Below are 18,063 nucleotides of genomic sequence, written 5' to 3' on the forward strand. Positions count from 1 at the left end.
AGGTTCCCCTCGCGGCCGTCGGGAAGAATGCCGGTCGTCCCGGTGTTGTGCAGGGCATCTCCGGAAAAAAGTTCAACTAAACTAGAGGTTTTCACCAACTGGGGGACACTCCGATGGACAACACGTGGGCGCTGCTGAGCTCCGCGATGCGGGCGGGCGACGCGCCGAAAGCGCTGACCAGGGGAACGGTCCGCCGGGTCGCGCGGTTCGCCCGTCCGCACTGGGCGCGGCTGCTCGCCTTCCTGGTGCTCACCGTGATCTCGGCGGTGCTCGCCGTGACGACGCCGGTGCTCGCGGGCAAGGTGGTCGACGCGATCGTCGGCGGGCACGAGCTGAACGTGGTCATCTGGCTGTCGGTGGTGATCGCGGCGCTCGCGATCCTCGACGCCGGATTCGGGCTCGCCGAACGCTGGCAGTCGGCCCGGATCGGCGAAGGCATCATCTACGACCTGCGCGTGGCGGTGTTCGAGCACGTGCAGAAGCTGCCTATCGCGTTCTTCACGCGCACCCGCACCGGTGCGCTGGTCAGCAGGCTCAACAACGACGTGATCGGGGCGCAGCGCACGTTCACCGCGACTTTGTCCGGTTTGGTCACGAATGTGATCCAGCTGGTGCTGTCGCTCGCGGTGATGGTGTCGCTCTCGTGGCAGGTCACGCTCGTCGCGCTGGTGCTGTTGCCGATTTTCGTCCTGCCCGCCCGCCGGCTCGGCCGCCGCATGGCCGGACTGCAGCGCGAGGCCGCGCAGCTCAACGCCGGGATGACCACGCAGATGACCGAGCGGTTCTCCGCTCCGGGCGCGACGCTGGTGAAGCTCTTCGGCCGGCCGCGCCAGGAGGTCGCCGACTTCGGCCTCCGCGCCGGGCGGGTGCGCGACATCGGCGTCCGCACCGCGATGCTGACGCGCTGGTTCATGACGAGCCTGACGCTCGTGTCCGCGCTCGCGCAGGCGCTGGTCTACGGCCTCGGCGGCTACCTGGCGCTCACCGGGAAGCTCGAACCGGGCACCGTGGTCGCGCTGGCGCTGCTGCTGACCCGGCTGTACACGCCGCTGACCGCGCTCGCGAACGTGCGCGTGGACGTGATGACCGCGCTGGTGTCGTTCGAGCGCGTTTTCGAGGTGCTGGACCTGGAGCCGATGATCAAGGAGCCGGCCGAGCCGAAGAAGCTGTCCGCGGGCGGGGTTTCGGTCGAGTTCTCCGATGTCCGGTTCGGGTACCCGGCGGCGGACAAGTTCTCCCTCGCCTCGCTGGAGGACGTGGCCACTTTGGACAGCCGAGGCGGCGAAGAGGTGCTGCACGGCGTGAGCTTCCGGGCCGAAGCCGGGCAGATGGTCGCGCTGGTCGGTTCGTCCGGTGCGGGCAAATCGACGATCGCTTCGCTGCTGCCGCGGCTGTACGACGTGGACGCCGGTTCGGTGCGTTTGTCCGATGTGGACGTCAAGGAGCTGAGTTTCGCTTCGCTGCGCGAAACCGTCGGCGTGGTGACCCAGGACGGGCATCTGTTCCACGACACGATCCGGGCCAACCTGAGCTACGCGCGCCCGGAGGTCACCGACGACGAGATCTGGTCCGCGTTGGAAAAGGCCCGGCTGGGCGATTTGGTGCGTTCGCTGCCGGACGGACTCGACACCACGGTCGGCGAACGCGGTTACCGGCTCTCCGGCGGGGAACGGCAGCGGCTCACCATCGCGCGCTTGCTGCTGGCGCAGCCGAAGGTCGTGGTGCTGGACGAGGCGACCGCGCACCTGGACTCGGAATCCGAGGCCGCGGTGGGCGAGGCGCTCACCGGAGCGCTGGAAGGCCGGACGTCGCTGGTGATCGCGCACCGGCTGTCGACCGTGCGGGCGGCGGATCTGATCCTGGTGGTGGAAAACGGCGACATCGTGGAACGCGGCACGCACGAGGAACTGCTGGCGAGGGAAGGCCGGTACGCGGAGCTGTACCACACGCAGTTCTCGGAGGAACCTGCCGCGGCGTAGGGGCTCGTGAGTGTTGATCACGGTTAGAACCGTGATCAACACTCACGACGCGATCAGCGCAACGCGGGCACCCGGGGCTCGTACTTGGCCAGCAGCGCCGCGTTCGCCGCGTCGCCACCCTCCACATTGGAGCTGCGCCACAACGGGATGTCGAGCCCCTCGGCGGTGCCCCGGTCGTAAACCTCGGCCAGGATGAGGTTCCACAGAAACGCATTGACCACAGTGGACAGCGGTCCGGTGCGGGGCGCGGACGCCGGGTAACTGGCGTCACCGGGAATCACCAGCGAATCCAGCACCACCGTGCCCTCCTCGACCAGCGTCGTCGCGGACCGGCGGGGCGCGGCGGCCACGCAGGCCCGCGAGGTCACGGCGATCACCGCGGCGCCGCGGCGGCGAGCACCGGCGGCCAGTTCTACCGGGTACGGATTCACGCCCGACGTGGAGAAGACGACCAGCACGTCGTCCGGTCCCGGCGCGCGTTCGGCCAGCACCTCCTCGGCGAGCCCGGAACGGCGCTCGGTGCGGGTGCTCTGCTGCGCGCCGTGCAGCGGCAGCAGTTCCGGGTGGTACAGCGGATACACGCTGGCGAGCCCGCCCGCGCGGTAGAACGTCTCGGCGACCGCCGCCAGCGAATGCCCGGCTCCGGCGGTGAAGACGAGCGCGTCGGCCCGGATCACCCCCAGCAGCAGGCCGGCGGCGGCGGACACCTGCTCGGCGTTGGCCTTCGCGGCCGCCGCAAGCTGGTCCGAAGTGCTCTTCACGAGATCCGTGGCGCTCACCACACCTGCCCTTCCTCGCGGGTCCGGGGACCGAATCTATCGGGTGGACACGTTTTGTGGTGGATTACCGTGGAGTTGATCGCGACGGGGGTGCCGGTGAACGGGAAATGGCAAGGCGGCCAGGCGGATCCGGCCGTGCGGGTGTGGCGGGCCCCCGGGCAGACCCGCGCGGTGGCGCTCGTCCTGCACGGCGGGGCCGAACGCAGCACCGTGGTCGTCCGGCCCTGGCGATTGGCGTATCAGCGGATGGTGCCGCTGGCCCGTGCGCTGCACCGTGCCGGAGGGCGGCACGGCCTGGAAGTGCGGCTGATGCGGAACCGGCTGTACGGCTGGAACGGGCGGACCGAAAGCCCGGTGCCGGACGCCCGCTGGGCCCTCGACCGGATCCGCGCCGACCATCCCGGGCTTCCGGTGGTCCTCGTCGGCCATTCGATGGGCGGCCGCGTCGCGCTGCGGGTCGCCGACGACCCGGCGGTGACCGGGGTGTGCGCCCTGGCCCCGTGGACGCCGCAGGGCGAGCCGGTGGACGCCGTCGCGGGCCGTGCGGTGCTGATCGCGCACGGCACCCGCGACCGGATGACCTCGCCCGCCGAGTCCTACGCCTTCGCCGCGCGCGCCCGCGAGGTCACCGACCTGGTGGCGCGGTTCGAGATCGCCGGGGAAGGCCATTCGATGCTCCGCCATCCCGCGGTCTGGACCCGGCTGATGTGTGCTTTCACACTGGACCGGATCGGAGTGGGCGAGACGGACGAAACTCTTCGTCAGGCCTGGTCCCGCCCTTCCGCCGATCGGCTGCGCATCCCGGGGTAACCGGAGGGCGCGGCCCGGTCGCGAGGGCAGCGGGGACGAAGCGGGAATATCATGGGGAAGGGCTCGAAAGCCCGTTCGGAGGGAGTGTCTTGTCCACGTCACGAGTCGATCCGACAGTGGTCTCGCAGCCGGTGCCCGACGAATCCCGATGGCCCGGTCTCGCCACCCCGCCGCATTCGCCGCTGCGGGCGCGCGCGGCCGAGGCGCTGTTCCGGCACGCGGTGAAAACGCTGGACGTACGGGTCACGTTCCCGGACGGCACGGTGCTCGGCGCGGGCGGCCCGGACGCGCCGGAAATGCGCATCCACCGTCCCGCCGCGTTCTTCCACCGGCTCGGCGCCGACGCGAAGATCGGCTTCGGCGAGGCGTACCTGGTCGGCGACTGGACAGCGGAAGACCTGGCCGGCGTGCTGACGCCCTTCGCCGAACGGCTCGCCACGCTCGTGCCGCCCTTCCTGCAGCGGTTCCGCCGGTTCGCCGAGCGCATGCAGCCGTCGTCGGAAGAGAACACGATCGAAGGCGCGCGGTCGAACATCCACCGGCACTACGACCTGTCGAACGACCTGTTCAGCGCGTTCCTGGACGAGTCGATGATGTACTCCTCGGCGCTGTTCGGCCCGGGGGACACGCTCACCCAGGCGCAGCACCGCAAGCTCGACAGCGTGCTCGACTACGCCGGCGTGCGCGAAGGCAGCGAGGTGCTGGAAATCGGCACCGGATGGGGCGAGCTGTCCATCCGGGCGGCCTCGCGCGGCGCGAAGGTGACGTCGCTGACCATCTCGCAGGAGCAGAAAGTGCTCGCCGACGCGCGGATCGCCGAGGCGGGCTTCTCCGACCGCGTAGACGTGCGGCTGTGCGACTACCGCGAGGCCACCGGCGAGTACGACTCGGTCGTCAGCGTGGAGATGATCGAGGCGGTCGGCGCGTCCTACTGGCCCACGTTCTTCTCCACGATCGGCAAGCGCTTGCGCCCGGGCGGGCGGTTCGGCCTGCAGGCGATCACCATGGACCACGACCGGATGCTGGCCGCGGCCAAGTCCTACACGTGGATCCACAAGTACGTCTTCCCCGGCGGCATCATCCCGTCGGTGCAGGCGATCGAGGACGGGATGCGGGAGAACACCCGGCTGAAGCTGGCCGGGATGCGCGAGTTCGGCCAGGACTACGCCCGCACGCTCAAGCTGTGGCGGGACCGCTTCCAGCAGCGCTGGGACGACATCCGCGGGTTCGGGTTCGACGACGTGTTCCGGCGGATGTGGGAGTTCTACCTCGCCTACTCCGAGGCCGGGTTCCGGTCGGGGTATCTGAAGGTCCACCAGTTCGGGTTCGCCGACCCGCGCTGAGCCCGTCTCCCGCTTCCGGAACAACCCGCGTAGGGTCCCGCACGTCCAACGCAGGAGGGCCGCGCAGGAGGCTGTGCGGCCACGCGCACCACCGGATCGGGGAGACAGGCCCATGACGTACGGAGGCGACGACGGCAGGCGGCGGATGCCGCCCAGGCCACCGCAGCCCCCCGCACGCCCGCGGCAGCAGCAGCGGGCACAGATGCTGCCGCTGCCAGGGAGAGGACCCAGCCCGTACGACGGCCGCACCCGGCCGATGGGCGCGCGCGGCGAGGCCCCGGCCCCGCCGCCGCCCGCGCCGCCGAGGCAAGACCCTCCGGACTACGGGGGCCGCCAGCCGCGGCCGCGCCGTCGTCGCCGCTGGAGCATCGGCAAGATCCTGATGACGTTGCTCATCGTGTTCGTGCTGTTCCTCGGCGCGATCTGGGCGTACCTGGAGTTCACCATCAACCGGGTGGACGCGATCGGCGACTACTCCGGCCGCCCGGCCGCGGCCTCGGGCACGAACTGGCTGATCGTCGGGTCGGACAGCCGCCAGGGCATGACGGCGGCCGACGAGGAGCGCCTGGCCACCGGCGACTCGGGCGAGGCGGGCGGCGCGCGCACCGACACGATCATGATCGCGCACCTGCCGGACAATTCGACCAAGCCCACGCTGCTGAGCCTGCCGCGCGACTCGCAGGTGAAGATCCCGGGCCACGGCACCAGCAAGATCAACGCCGCGTTCTCGCTCGGCGGGCCGAAACTGCTGGTCCAAACCGTCGAAGGGGCCACCGGCCTGCACATCGACCACTACGCGGAGATCGGGTTCGGCGGGTTCGCGAACATCGTCGACGCGATCGGCGGGGTCGACATGTGCATCGACAAGGACATGAACGACCCGATGACCGGCATCGACATCAAGGCAGGCTGCCAGAAGCTCGACGGACGCTCGGCGCTCGGTTTCGTCCGGATGCGGCACGCCGAAGCGACGCCGCGCTCGGACCTCGACCGGGTGGCGAACCAGCGCAAGTTCATCGGCGCGCTGGTGAGCCAGATCGCGAGCCCCGGGACGCTGCTGAACCCGTTCGACTTCTTCCCGCTGCTGGGCTCCGCGCCGAAGGCGCTGACCATGGACACCGGCGACCACGTGCACAACCTGGTCGGCCTGGCGTTCGCGATGCGCGGCATCTCGTCGGGCGGGGTCACGACCACGACGATGCCGATCACCGACGCGTCGGCGGAGCACTGGGACAAGAAGAAGTCTGCGGAGCTGTTCGACGCGCTGAAGAACGACACCGAGGTTCCCCAGGACATCGTGGTGAACTGACGCTCGGTCGCGAGACGGCGGCGGGCTTCGCGGAAAATCGCGAGCCCGCCGCCGTTTGCGCTGTCAGGATGGCCCGATGGAAGACACGCTCACCGACGGTGTGGTCACCCTCGCTCGCTGGCGTCCGGAGCATCGGGACGTGCAGGTGGATACCGTCATGGGATCCCTGGACCATCTGGCCGCGTGGATGCCGTGGGCGATCGACGGGTACGACCTGGCCAAGGGCGACGAGTTCCTGACGCGCGCGGCTTCGCAGTGGGAGAGCGGCGAGGAGTACAACTACGCGATCTGCACCCCGGACGGCGAGCTGGCGGGCAGCTGCGGCTTGATGCGCCGCGCGGACGGGTGGGAAATCGGGTACTGGCTCGCGAAATCCCAGACAGGCAAGGGGTATGTGACGCGGGCGAGCGCTCTGCTGGTCGCTCTGGCTTGGCGGCTGGGGGCTGCGCAGGTGATGATCAAGCACGACGCGCGGAACGTGCGCAGCCAGGCGGTTCCGGAGCGGCTGGGGTTTTCCCGGGTGGGGGAGGAACCGGCGGAGGGGCGGCTTCCGTCGGCCTGCAGCGGAGTGAACGTGGTGTGGCGGCTCGAGCGGCCCGCGTAATCGGCTTGAGGCCGTTCTCGACTGGGTGCCGGTCAGGCGTCCGCACGCTCCCGCAGCACCTTCAGCGCCCGGTCAGCATGCGCGGTGAAGTTCAGCTCGCTCTTGATCACGTCCAGCACCCGCCGGTCCGTTCCGATCACGAACGTCTGCCGTTTCGTGTGCAGGGGCAGGATTTTGCGCCACACGCCGAACTGCTTCGCCACCGCACCGTCCACATCGGACAGGAGGGGGTAGTCGAAACCGTGCTTGGCGGAGAACTCGCGCTGTTTGCCGACGGCGTCCGGGCTGATGCCGACGCGTTGCGCGCCCGCCTCGGCGAATTCCGCGGCCAGGTCCCGGAAGTGGCAGCTCTCCGCGGTGCAGCCGGTCGTCATCGCGGCCGGGTAGAAGAACAGCACGACCGGGCCGTCGGCGAGGAGGGCCGACAGGGTGCGCTCCACGCCCTGGTCGTCGGGAAGGGTGAAGTCGGGGGCGAGGTCGCCGGGCTGCATCGCGGAGGGGTCCTTCCGGTCGGATCGGTGGCCTCATCTTGCCCGGGTGTCCGGTAGGCCGCGCGGCGGCCCGGGCCACCGGGCAAGGGCGGCCAACGAATGGCCAGACGCGCTACACCTCACTGGTGAGTAACGTTCGGTAGACGCCGACCGGATCGCGTAACACCCGGGGGTGCCTACGCGACCGACAGCCCATGAAGTGCACGACCGCGAATGTGGCTGCGTTGACGGCGATCATGGCTGCACTTACCGCATGCTCTGGCCAGACACCCGCCGCGCCAGAGGCGACTCAAGCTGGCCAGCCCAGCACGCCCACGTTGGCGCCGACGTTCACGATGAAGGGTGCCTTCGATATTCCGGCAAGCGGCGGCGAAAATCTGACGCAGGGGACGGCCTGCAAGGGCACAGGCACCTACGCAGACGCGGAATCTGGAGCCCCGGTGCGCGTCTACAACGCCAACGGCGAGGTGATCGCTCAAGGTGCCTTGCCGAACGGGACCTTCCAAGTCACCCCCATTGGCAGCGCGTGCGTCTTCTCGGTCACGGTGTACGCGGTCCCGGACGGGCTGCTTCAGTACGGAGTCCAGATCGGCGAGCACGGCGTTCGCCCGGTGAAGTCGGACGAGACGCACGCATGGGTGTTCCTTCACGCCAGCTGGACAATCGGGCCGAACCAGCCCCGGGCCAGCCTCGCCTGACTGCGGCAGAAGGAGCTGGGAGGTTACGGCACAGAGACCGTGGGCTTCGGCCCGTCAGCTGGCGTGCCGGGCGATCATTTCGTCGACCTCGTCGCCCGTCGCGGATTCCGCCACGAACGAACCCCGTGCCGCGAGTACGCCCTGTTCCCGCAGGCGTTCCGCGTGTCCGGCGTCGCGCACGCCCTCCGCGCCGATGCGCAGCCCCAGTTCCTTCGCTCGCGTGACCAGCTGCGACAGGTGCCGCACGTCGGTCTCGGACGGGTCGGGGACGGCCAGTGCGTCGACGACCGGGCCGCTCAGGATCACGTGCTTGACCGGGAGCTGGTAGCGCGGGATCAGTTCCAGGTCGGACGATCCGGAGATGGTGAGCACGAGCTGCGCGCCGAGGTCGGCGAGCACGCTGAACGAGTCCAGCACCTCGCCCTCGCCGTCGAAGAGCGACTCGCGGTCGGTGCACAGCCGCAGCGCTCGTGCGGGCAGGCGGTGCCGGTCGAGCTGATTCTTGACCAGCAGCACCAGATCCGGGTCGATGGCCAGCCGGTTCGGCAGCTTGATGCAGACGTCCGGCGCGGCGGGGCCGTACTGCTCGCGCCAGCGCGCGGTCGCGCCGAGCGACTCCTGCAGCAGCCATTTGCCGAGCGGCACGGTCATCCCGGTGGTCTGCGCGAGCGGGTAGAACTCCTCGGGGCCGAGTTCGCCGCGTTCGGGGTGGCTCCAGAGCAGCCCGGCGTTCACCGCGGCGATCTCGTCCGGTTTCGCGAGTTTGACCGTCGGCTGGTAGATCAGCGAGAACTCGCCGTTCTCCAGCGCACCGGCGATCACCGCGCCGAGCTGGTAGCGGTTGCGGTCTCGCGCGTCGAGCTGCGGGTCGAACAGCATCCACTGCGCCTTGCCCGCCTCCTTGGCGCGGTGCAGCGCCAGTTCGGCCGCGCGCAGCAGGTCGCCGTGGCTGCCTTCGTTCGCCGGGCGCACGACGATGCCGATGCTCGCGCTGACGCCGATGCCGTGCCCGTCGACGTACACCGGCTCGCTGAGTTCCTCCAGCACCCGGTCGGCCAGCACGACCGTCTTCTGCGCGGTCAGCTCCGGGCCGCGCAGCAGCACCGCGAAGCCGTCGCCGGACAGCCGCGCGACGTAGCCCTCGTGCTGACCGGCGAACACCGTCTCCAGCTTCCGCGAGATCGCCTTCAGCACCAGGTCGCCCATGCCGGCGCCGAGCCCGTCGTTGATCACCTTGAACCCGTCGATGTCCAGGTACAGCAAGGCGATCTCGTCGGACCCGCCCGAGCCGAGCGCGACTTCGAGCTGGGCGTTGAACGCGGCGCTGTTGGGCAGTCCGGTGAGCGAATCGTGCAGGTTCTGGTGCCGCAGCCGTTCGCCGAGCAGGTGCAGGTCGTCGTCATCGGCCGCCATGAACACCGGGAAGTACGTGTCCGGCCGGTCGCCGGGCAGCGACGCGAGCGTGACGTTCGTGGTCAGCTCGCCGTCGCGGCTGTGGCCGAGCTGTACGCTCTGGACCGTCCGGCGGGCGTCGGCGGTGAGCGGCAGGTGCTCGAGCGCGGCGCGCAGCCGCTCGGCGTCCTGCGGACCGGCGGCGAGATCGGCGATGTGCTTGTCCCGCAACGCGGTCGTGGACGTGCCGAGCAGCCGGGCCAGCGCGGCGTTCGCCTCGACCACGGTCCCGGCCGGGTCGGTGAGCGCGATGCCGAGCGGCGCGGACGAAAAGAGCGCGGTGAACCGCCGCGTGGCGCCCGCGTCCTCGGGACGGGCGGCGACCTCGCCGGCGAAGTCGAGCAGCAGGCGCTCCACCTCGGCGGGAGGGAGCGTTACTCCGTTGGTGTCGGTCAGCGCCGCCGCGTACTTGCGCGCGACGTCGACCAACCCTGGCATGGCACCAGGCTCCGGCACACTCCACCTCTTCATACGCGGACAAAGACCAGCTCAGGCCCGGTGCGGAGGATCCGAAGACCCACACTGGGTACGAGTTGGCCGCAAGTGATGCCACGGCATCACGGACCAAACAGGGTGTCTACCGGCTGAACGAGTGATGGATGCTACACAACTGGTGACATCAAGTCACCTTGAGTACACGAAGGTGGCTTGTGCTGCGGTTTTGTCTCCAGCTGTCGACCATTCCGTCCGGCGCGGCGGCCGTCAACGATAGGCCAACCGGGCGGGCAGGCCGTCGGCGGGCACCGGAAGCGAGACGTAGTCCCATTTGGCGACGTAGTCCTCGGGCACCGACCAGCGGTGCGCCCGCAGCAGCTCGTGCATGAGCGCTTTCACCTCCAGGCCGCCGAACTGCAGCCCGATGCACTTGTGCGCGCCGCCGCCGAAGGGCATCCACGCGAACCGGTGCGATTTGTCCTCGCGGCGGTCCGGGCCGAACCGCTCGGGGTCGAAGCGCAGCGGATCGGTCCAGTGCTCGGGGGAGTAGTGGTTCAGCGTCGGCGAAACCCCGACCAGCGTTCCTTCCGGCAGGTAGTGGCCGAGGACCGCAGTGTCCTTTGTGGTCTTCCGGGCCAGCGACGGCACCGGCGCGCGGAGCCGCAGCGCCTCCTTCATGACCAGGTCCAGCGTTTCGAGGCTTTCCAGCGCCTCGAGGTCCGGCAGGTCATCACCGAGCCGCAGCGACTCCTCGCGGGCGCGGTCCTGCCATTCCGGATGTTTCGCGAGGTAGTAGGCCATCGCGCTGGCGGTGATGGTGGTCGTGTCGTGCGCGGCCATCATCAGGAAGATCATGTGGTTGACGATGTCGGCGTCGCTGAACCGGTCGCCGTCCTCGGAGACGGCGTGGCAGAGCGCGGAGAACAGGTCGTCGCCGTCCGCGTCGCGCTTCGCCGCCAGGTTCTCGCCGAAATACCGCTCCAGCGTCCGCCTGCCGCGCAAACCCGCGGCCCAGCGCCCGCCAGGCACCGGATAGCGCACCACGGCGGTACCGGCGCGCACAGCGGCCACGAACGCGCGGTTGATGCGCTCGGCGTCGGAGGCCGAGCGCATGCCCATGAAAACCTGCGTCGCGACGTCCAGCGTCAGCTGTTTGAACGCCCAGTACAGCCGGGGACGGCCGGACGGCAGCACGGCGACGCCTTCGCGCAGCGCCGGGCCCATCTGCGCGACGTAGCCGCGGAGCCGGTCGCGGGTGAACGCCTCCTGCATGATCCGCCGGTGCAGGTGGTGCTCGCCGAAATCGAGCAGCATGAGCCCGCGCTCGAAGAACCGCTCGATGAAGAACTTCCAGCCCTCCTGGGAAAACGCCTTGTCCTTGTTCACGAGCGCGGCCTGGGTGGCCTCGGGCCCGGACAGCGTCACGATCCGCTGGCCGAAGACGCCCATCCACGACACCGGGCCGAACTGGTCGAAGCGGCGCAGGCTGAAGTCGAGGCCGAACCGCATCCCGTCCAGCGTGTGGCCGATCAGCGGCGGCCCGTCGTCGCCGAGCACCGGTTTCAGGCCGCTGCCCGCGGGCGGCGCGGCGAGCTCGCGGACCGGCCAGCGCGCGCCGAGCCAGCGTTCGTCGACCTTGCGCGGCAACGGGATCGCGGTCAGCGGCGGCATCCGGCCGCGCAGGTTTTCCGAGAGCCGGGTGACGCCGTCGCTTCCGGCGTGGGCGAGGCTGCCGAGCGCGCCGCCCGCCGTCGGGATTCCGGTTTTCGCGGTCGTGTCCGCCATGGCGGCCCTCCCGGTCCGGGATGTCGGTCGCCCTCCACGGTCCACCCTTGTTGACGCATTGACAATACCCGCGAGCGTGCCGTTCGGGTGATCCTCAGACGCGACTCGGCCACGCCCTGGCGAACCAGAGCGTGGCCGAGCGGTCAGCGGGCGCCTCGGGATCAGTCCCAGTCGAGCGCGCCGCCGGACTGGTACTCGATGACGCGGGTCTCGAAGAAGTTCTTCTCCTTCTTCAGGTCCATCGCCTCCGACATCCACGGGAACGGGTTTTCGTTCTCGCCGTAGATCGGGGCCAGCCCGATCTGCTGCGCGCGCCGGTCGGTGATGAAGTGCATGTACTGCTCGCACAGGTCAGCCGACAGCCCGAGCATGCCGCGCGGCATGGTGTCGCGCGCGTAGGCGACTTCCAGTTCGCACGCTTCCTGCAGCATCCCGCGCACCTCGGCCTGGAACTGCTCGGTCCACAGGTGCGGGTTCTCGATCTTGATCTGGTTGATGCAGTCGATGCCGAAGTTCAGGTGGATCGACTCGTCGCGCAGGATGTACTGGTACTGCTCGGCGATGCCGACCATCTTGTTCCGCCGGCCGAGCGACAGGATCTGCGCGAACCCGGTGTAGAACCACATGCCCTCGAAGATCACGTAGAACGCCACGAGGTCGCGCAGGAAGGCCTGGTCGGCCTCCGGCGTGCCAGTCTCGAAGTCCGGGTTCTCAAGGTTCTGCGTGTACTTCAGCGCCCACGCGTCTTTGTCCGAAATGGACGGAACCTCGCGGTACATGTTGAACAGCTCGCCCTCGACGAGGCCGAGGCTTTCGCAGATGTACTGGAAGGTGTGCGTGTGCACGGCCTCCTCGAAGGCCTGGCGCAGCAGGTACTGGCGGCACTCCGGGTTGGTGATCTGCCGGTACACCGCGAGCACGATGTTGTTGGCCACCAAGGACTCCGCCGTGGCGAAGAAACCGAGGTTGCGCTTGAGCATCTGCCGTTCGTCCTCGGTGAGGCCGTCCGGCGACTTCCACAGCGCGATGTCGGCCTGCATCGCGACCTCGGTCGGCATCCAGTGGTTGTTGCACGCCGCGAGGTACTTGTCCCAGGCCCACCGGTACTTCATCGGCAGCAGCTGGTTGACGTCGGCACGCGCGTTGATCATCCGCTTGTCGTCGACGTTGATCCGGGCCGCGCCGACCTCGATCTCGCCGAGGCCGGTCGCGTCCGTCGTTTCCACGTTGGTCATGGTGCAGGGATTCCTTACTGGCAGGCTTCGCAGTCGGGGTCGTCGATCCGGCAGGCCGCGCCCTCGGTGGCGACGAAGTCGACGTCGGTCTTCGGCATCTCCTTCGGTTCCGCCGGGACGGCCGCGGCGGGCGACGGCGACGGCGCGGGGGAGACGGCCGGAACCGCGGCGGACGGCGAAGGCGACGGCGCCGGGGAAGGCGCGGCGGCCGGGGCCGCGGCAGCCGGAGCGGCCGGTGCCGGGGTGGCGGAGACGGCGTTCAGCTTGCCGTCGGTGCCGCGCAGGGTGCTCTTCTCCACGTGCGTCGCGGACTGCGCCCGCAGGTAGTACGTGGTCTTGAGGCCCTTGTGCCAGGCGTAGCGGTACAGCTCGTCGAGCTTGCGGCCGCTCGGAGCCGCGATGTACAGGTTCAGCGACTGCGCCTGGTCGATCCACTTCTGCCGCACCGAACCGGCGTCCACGATCCACTTCGACTCGATCTCGAAGGCGGTCGCGTACAGCGCCTTGAGGTCGTCCGGAACCCGGTCGATCTGGCCGAGGCTGCCGTCGAAGTACTTCAGGTCGCTGACCATGACCTCGTCCCACAGGCCGCGTGCCTTGAGGCTCTTGACCAGGTGCGGGTTGACGACGGTGAAGTCGCCGGACATGTTCGACTTGACGTACAGGTTCTGGAACAGCGGCTCGATCGACTGGCCGACGCCGGAGATGTTGGAGATCGTCGCGGTCGGCGCGATCGCCATGACGTTGGAGTTGCGCATGCCGACGGTCTTGACGCGCTCGCGCAGCGGGGCCCAGTCCAGCGTCGTGGAGGTGTCGACGTCGAGGCCGTCGCCCTGGCGGGCGTCGATGAGCAGCTGCATCGAGTCGATCGGCAGGATTCCCTTGCTCCACAAGGAACCCTCGAACGTCTGGTACTGCCCGCGCTCCTCGGCGAGATCGGTCGAGGCCGAGATCGCGTAGTAGGAGAGGTGCTCCATCGACACGTCGGCGAACTTCACCGCTTCTTCCGACGCGAACGGCACGCCGAGCTCGAACAGCGCGTCCTGGAAGCCCATGATGCCGAGGCCGACCGGACGGTGGCGCAGGTTGGAACGGCGTGCTTCCGGGATCGTGTAGAAGTTGATGTCGATCACGTTGTCGAGCATGCGGACCGCGGTGCGCACGGTCTTCTCGAGCCGCTCGGTGTCCAAACCGGACGGAGTGACGTGCTTGAGCAGGTTCACCGAGCCGAGGTTGCAGACCGCGACCTCTTCGGTGTTCGTGTTCAGCGTGATCTCGGTGCACAGGTTGGACGAGTGCACGACGCCGACGTGCTGCTGCGGCGAACGCAGGTTGCACGGGTCCTTGAAGGTGATCCACGGGTGGCCGGTCTCGAACAGCATGGTCAGCATCCGCCGCCACAGCTCGACCGCGCGGACCTTGCGGAACACCTTGATCTCGCCGCGCGCGGCGGCCGCCTCGTACTCGCGGTAGCGCTGCGCGAACGCGTTGCCGTAGAGGTCGTGCAGGTCCGGCGTCTCGTTCGGCGAGAACAGCGTCCACTCGGCGTTCGCCTCGACGCGGCGCAGGAACTCGTCCGGGACCCAGTTGGCGGTGTTCATGTCGTGCGTGCGCCGCCGGTCGTCGCCGGTGTTCTTGCGCAGGTCGAGGAATTCCTCGATGTCGACGTGCCAGGTCTCCAGGTACGCGCACGCCGCGCCCTTGCGCTTGCCGCCCTGGTTGACCGCGACCGCGGTGTCGTTGGCGATCTTCAGGAACGGCACGACGCCCTGGGACTGGCCGTTGGTGCCCTTGATGTGCGCGCCGAGGCCGCGGACCGGGGTCCAGTCGTTGCCGAGGCCGCCGGAGTACTTGGCCAGCAGCGCGTTGTTCTTGTACGCCTGGAAGATCGAGTCCAGGTCGTCGTCCACAGTGGTCAGGAAGCAGGACGACAGCTGCGCGCGGTTGGTGCCGCTGTTGAACAGCGTCGGGGTGGACGCCATGAAGTGGAACGTCGAGAGCAGTTCGTAGAACTCGATCGCGCGGGCTTCGCGGTTGTCCTCGCGGATCGCCAGGCCCATCGCGACGCGCATGAAGAACGCCTGCGGCAGCTCGAACCGCACGCCGTTGTGGTGCTGGAAGTACCGGTCGTACAGGGTCTGCAGGCCGAGGAAGCCGAAGTCGAGGTCGCGCTCGGGGCGGATCGCGGCGGTGATCTTGTCGAGGTCGAACGTGGTCAGCTCGGGGTCGACCAGTTCGAGTTCGACGGCGCGGCGCAGGTACGCGCGGAAGTACGGCGCGTACTCGCTCGCCATCTCGTCCTGGCTGGCCTGGCGCGGGGCGCCGGCGAGGTAGCTCAGCGCTTCGCCGCGCAGCTTGTCCAGCAGCAGCCGGGCGGACACGAACGAGTAGTTCGGCTCCTGCTCGACGAGCACGCGCGCGGCCATGATCTGCGCGAGCGCCAGTTCGTCGGCGGTGATGCCGTCGTAGAGGTTGCGCTTGGCCTCGGCCAGCACCGGCTCGGCGGACACGTCCTCGAGCCCGGCGACGGCCTCGCCGACGACGTGCGAAACGCGCGCCCAGTCGAGCGGGCGCAGCGTTCCGTCGGCGCCCTTGACGCTCAGCGCGACCTCGGGGTGCGCCGGCGCGGCGGCCTCGCGGGCCTTCGCGCGCTCGTCGCGGTAGAGGACGTACGCGCGGGCGACCTTGTGGTGCTCGCCGCGCATCAGGGCGAGTTCGACCTGGTCCTGGATCTGCTCGATGTGCAGCGGGGTCTCCGGGCCGGTGTGGCGCAGCAGCGCCGCCTCGACCTGCCCGGTCAGCTCCGCGACCACGTGGTGCACGCGGGAGGACGCGGCGGCGTCGCCGCCCTCGACCGCGAGGAAGGCCTTGGTCAGCGCCACCGAGATCTTGCCCGCGTCGAAGGGCGAGACGCTTCCGTCCCGCCGGATGACGCGGACCGCGCTCGGGGCCCCCTCCGCCGCCGACGGCGGCCGCTGACCGGTTTCCACTGACATGCGTGTCTCCAACAGTTCCTCGAAATGGGCGCGTTCGAGCGGCACACGGCCGGTCAAGGCCATGCGCTGCGGTTTCGGCGAAACAGCCCGGCCGCCCTCTTCAAGCGGTCTCCCCGTCGCTGGGGGCTGCCGGTTCCCAGAGACTACATGTTGGGGTGGAGGCTCGCACGGGCCCCAAGGTATGGCGTGTCGGTCTCACCCTGGCGGGTTATCCGATCACCGAGGGCAAGATCCGAAACGGAGCTTCGCGGCGCGCAGTGCCGCACTGGCCAGGGGCCGTTTCCCGGCCAGGAAGCCCAGCGGCCCGGCGGGGTTGACCGACCAGTCAGCGGCGGCCGCGCGGGGCTTCGAACGCCACTCGACCGGGGTACGCAGCGGGCTGCCGCCGCGGTCCTGGGCGATCTCGAAGCGTATCGGGACGGTCATCGGGAGCCCGAGGCGCGGGGTGAAGGCTGCGGTGGCGATCCAGTCGTCGGAAGTCGCCGCGGTGAAGGTGCGCCCGCCGGTGAAGGTGAAGGTCGCGAGCTCCTTGGGGATGGCCCACAGCTCGCGCCCGCCGGCGAGCGAGACCTCGCTGTCGACCCAGATGTCGGTGATCGACGCGGCGAGCCCGCGGCCGCGCACGGCGACGCAGGAAAGGAGTTCGTGGTAGCTCAGCTGGCCGGACGGCAGGTAGTCGATCCAGGTGGTGAAGACGGCGGCCTGCTTATTGACCACGAGGGGTTCCGCGGGCAACGCGGGCAGCTCGTCGACGGGGACTCGCCACATCGAGATGCACGCGTCGGCGACGAGGTGCCACGGTTCGGGCGGGTAATCGGTCATTCGGTGATCCAGGGCAGATACGGCGGCAGATCGCGGTCGACGCGCAACGGGAACTCGGGCGGGCGTTTCTGGAAGAAGGAAGCGATGCCTTCGACGGCGTCGGGGTTCGAGCCCAGCTGGGAGATGAGCTTCGAGTCCACCTGGTGGACGTCGAAGGGAGACGGGGCCGAGGCCATCCGGTAGAGCAGCTGCCGAGTAACCGCCACCGCGACCGGTGCGGTGGTTTCGGCGATCTCCTTCGCCCTGGCTTGCGCTTGCGCGAGGACGTCGTCGGGGTCGTGGACCTGGTGGACGAGCCCGGCTCGGAGCGCTTCGTCGGGGCCGAAGAGCCGTCCGCTGACCATCCAGTCGACGGCCGCGCCCATCCCGACGAGGCGGGGGAGGAACCACGCGGACGCGCCTTCGGGGTAGATGCCGCGGCGGGTGAAGACGAAGCCGAACTTGGAGTCGGTGGAGGCGAACCGGTAATCGCAGGACAGCGTGATGGTGATGCCCGCGCCGACGGACGCCCCGCGCAACGCGGCGAGGACCGGTTTGTTCATGGTGAAGATCCGCTTGGAGACGCGGCCGGCTGGTTCCTGCCAGTCGTCCGGCGGCCGGTCACCGAAGTCGAAACCGCCGGAGGAGAGATCGGCCCCGACGGAGAAGTCCTTGCCGGTCGTCCCGAGCACGACCGCGCGGACGTCCTCGTCGCGGTCGGCCCGGTCGAGGGCGTGGGCGAGTTCGTCGGCCATCCGGATCGTGTAGCCGTTGCGGGCTCCGGGCCGGTCGAGCAGAACGGTCGCGACCTTGGCGGCGACCTCGTAGGCGATCTCCGCGTAGGAGTCCATGGGAGGACGGTAGGGCGCTTGTTTTCACGGTGTCAACAGTGGCCCGGCATGCTGGGGCGATGCTGAAGGTGGGCACGGTGGTGCTGGGAGTCGAGGACTTGGAGCGCGCGGTCGCGTTCTGGAGCGCGGCGCTCGGGTATGTGCGGCGGGACGACGCGACGGATTTCGTCGTGCTGCAGCCTTCCGGAGGTGCGGGGCCGCGGATCGCGTTCCAGCGGAGTTCGGCGCCGGCGCAGGAGGTGCCGCGGGTGCATCTGGACCTGTACGCGGGGGATGCCGCGGAACAGGCGGCGGAGGTCGAGCGGCTGGTCGGGCTGGGTGCGCGGCGGGTCGCCTGGCCGCATTACCCGGAGGATCCGGACTTCGTGGTGCTGGCTGATTCGGAAGGCAACCGGTTCTGCGTGATCGACACCGCGCACGGCTGACCTGAAGGTCCGTGAAGGACTCCTTGAGGGAATCAGATTCCCGCAAGGAGTCCTTCACGGAGCGTGGCCG

The 18,063-nt window shown here is 69.3% G+C and carries 15 protein-coding genes; 7 read left to right on the forward strand and 8 right to left on the reverse strand.

Features of this window, described 5'->3' with window-relative positions:
- Nucleotides 1-113: 113 nt before the first annotated feature.
- Nucleotides 114-1,979 carry an ABC transporter ATP-binding protein gene (locus ATK30_RS32205; protein ID WP_101438616.1) on the forward strand — a complete coding sequence of 622 codons (1,866 nt, stop codon included), beginning with the start codon at nucleotides 114-116 and terminating at the stop codon, nucleotides 1,977-1,979.
- A 53-nt stretch (nucleotides 1,980-2,032) separates the two neighbouring features.
- On the opposite strand, the gene ATK30_RS32210 is transcribed toward ATK30_RS32205, so the two are convergent.
- Nucleotides 2,033-2,761 carry a sugar isomerase domain-containing protein gene (locus tag ATK30_RS32210; RefSeq protein ID WP_101438617.1) on the reverse strand — a complete coding sequence of 243 codons (729 nt, stop codon included), beginning with the start codon at nucleotides 2,759-2,761 and terminating at the stop codon, nucleotides 2,033-2,035.
- A 66-nt stretch (nucleotides 2,762-2,827) separates the two neighbouring features.
- Between ATK30_RS32210 and ATK30_RS32215 the strand changes: the two genes are divergently transcribed.
- From ATK30_RS32215 to ATK30_RS32230, 4 genes are all read left to right on the forward strand, one after another.
- Entirely contained in the window at nucleotides 2,828-3,568 is a 741-nt protein-coding gene (locus tag ATK30_RS32215) for an alpha/beta hydrolase (protein WP_244194793.1), read from the forward strand.
- Nucleotides 3,569-3,657: 89 nt separating this feature from the next.
- A complete protein-coding gene (locus ATK30_RS32220) occupies nucleotides 3,658-4,911 on the forward strand; it encodes an SAM-dependent methyltransferase (RefSeq protein ID WP_101438618.1) in 1,254 nt (417 codons plus the stop codon).
- Nucleotides 4,912-5,023: 112 nt separating this feature from the next.
- On the forward strand, nucleotides 5,024-6,220 hold the full coding sequence (locus tag ATK30_RS32225; RefSeq protein WP_101438619.1) for an LCP family protein: 1,197 nt from the start codon (nucleotides 5,024-5,026) through the stop codon (nucleotides 6,218-6,220).
- A 76-nt stretch (nucleotides 6,221-6,296) separates the two neighbouring features.
- On the forward strand, nucleotides 6,297-6,824 hold the full coding sequence (locus tag ATK30_RS32230; RefSeq protein ID WP_101438620.1) for a GNAT family N-acetyltransferase: 528 nt from the start codon (nucleotides 6,297-6,299) through the stop codon (nucleotides 6,822-6,824).
- Between the two features lie 32 nt (nucleotides 6,825-6,856).
- Here the strand turns inward: ATK30_RS32230 and ATK30_RS32235 are convergent, their stop codons facing one another.
- Nucleotides 6,857-7,315 (reverse strand): peroxiredoxin, encoded by a 459-nt coding sequence (locus ATK30_RS32235; protein WP_101438621.1) that lies wholly within the window; start codon nucleotides 7,313-7,315, stop codon nucleotides 6,857-6,859.
- Nucleotides 7,316-7,509: 194 nt separating this feature from the next.
- Between ATK30_RS32235 and ATK30_RS44835 the strand changes: the two genes are divergently transcribed.
- Nucleotides 7,510-8,013: a hypothetical protein gene (locus tag ATK30_RS44835; RefSeq protein ID WP_143271453.1), complete on the forward strand. Its 504-nt coding sequence runs from the start codon at nucleotides 7,510-7,512 to the stop codon at nucleotides 8,011-8,013.
- Nucleotides 8,014-8,067: 54 nt separating this feature from the next.
- Here ATK30_RS44835 and ATK30_RS32245 read toward each other — a convergent pair whose 3' ends face one another.
- From ATK30_RS32245 to ATK30_RS32270, 6 genes are all read right to left on the reverse strand, one after another.
- The gene (locus ATK30_RS32245; protein WP_167442039.1) at nucleotides 8,068-9,903 is read right to left on the reverse strand and encodes a diguanylate cyclase domain-containing protein; all 1,836 of its coding nucleotides are present in this window, start codon (nucleotides 9,901-9,903) and stop codon (nucleotides 8,068-8,070) included.
- 264 nt (nucleotides 9,904-10,167) lie between these two features.
- Nucleotides 10,168-11,571 carry a cytochrome P450 gene (locus ATK30_RS32250; protein WP_101441183.1) on the reverse strand — a complete coding sequence of 468 codons (1,404 nt, stop codon included), beginning with the start codon at nucleotides 11,569-11,571 and terminating at the stop codon, nucleotides 10,168-10,170.
- 275 nt (nucleotides 11,572-11,846) lie between these two features.
- The gene (locus tag ATK30_RS32255) at nucleotides 11,847-12,920 is read right to left on the reverse strand and encodes a ribonucleotide-diphosphate reductase subunit beta (RefSeq protein ID WP_101438624.1); all 1,074 of its coding nucleotides are present in this window, start codon (nucleotides 12,918-12,920) and stop codon (nucleotides 11,847-11,849) included.
- 14 nt (nucleotides 12,921-12,934) lie between these two features.
- On the reverse strand, nucleotides 12,935-15,916 hold the full coding sequence (locus tag ATK30_RS32260; protein WP_101441184.1) for a ribonucleoside-diphosphate reductase subunit alpha: 2,982 nt from the start codon (nucleotides 15,914-15,916) through the stop codon (nucleotides 12,935-12,937).
- A 216-nt stretch (nucleotides 15,917-16,132) separates the two neighbouring features.
- Nucleotides 16,133-16,738, reverse strand: a complete 606-nt coding sequence (locus tag ATK30_RS32265) for an acetoacetate decarboxylase family protein (RefSeq protein WP_101438625.1) — start codon at nucleotides 16,736-16,738, stop codon at nucleotides 16,133-16,135.
- A complete protein-coding gene (locus ATK30_RS32270; protein ID WP_101438626.1) occupies nucleotides 16,735-17,568 on the reverse strand; it encodes an enoyl-CoA hydratase-related protein in 834 nt (277 codons plus the stop codon). The genes ATK30_RS32265 and ATK30_RS32270 overlap by 4 nt, the downstream gene beginning before the upstream one ends.
- Before the next feature lie 59 nt (nucleotides 17,569-17,627).
- Between ATK30_RS32270 and ATK30_RS32275 the strand changes: the two genes are divergently transcribed.
- The gene (locus ATK30_RS32275) at nucleotides 17,628-17,993 is read left to right on the forward strand and encodes a VOC family protein (protein ID WP_101438627.1); all 366 of its coding nucleotides are present in this window, start codon (nucleotides 17,628-17,630) and stop codon (nucleotides 17,991-17,993) included.
- Nucleotides 17,994-18,063 lie beyond the last annotated feature (70 nt).

Source organism: Amycolatopsis echigonensis (assembly GCF_002846615.1).
GTDB classification, from domain to species: domain Bacteria; phylum Actinomycetota; class Actinomycetes; order Mycobacteriales; family Pseudonocardiaceae; genus Amycolatopsis; species Amycolatopsis echigonensis.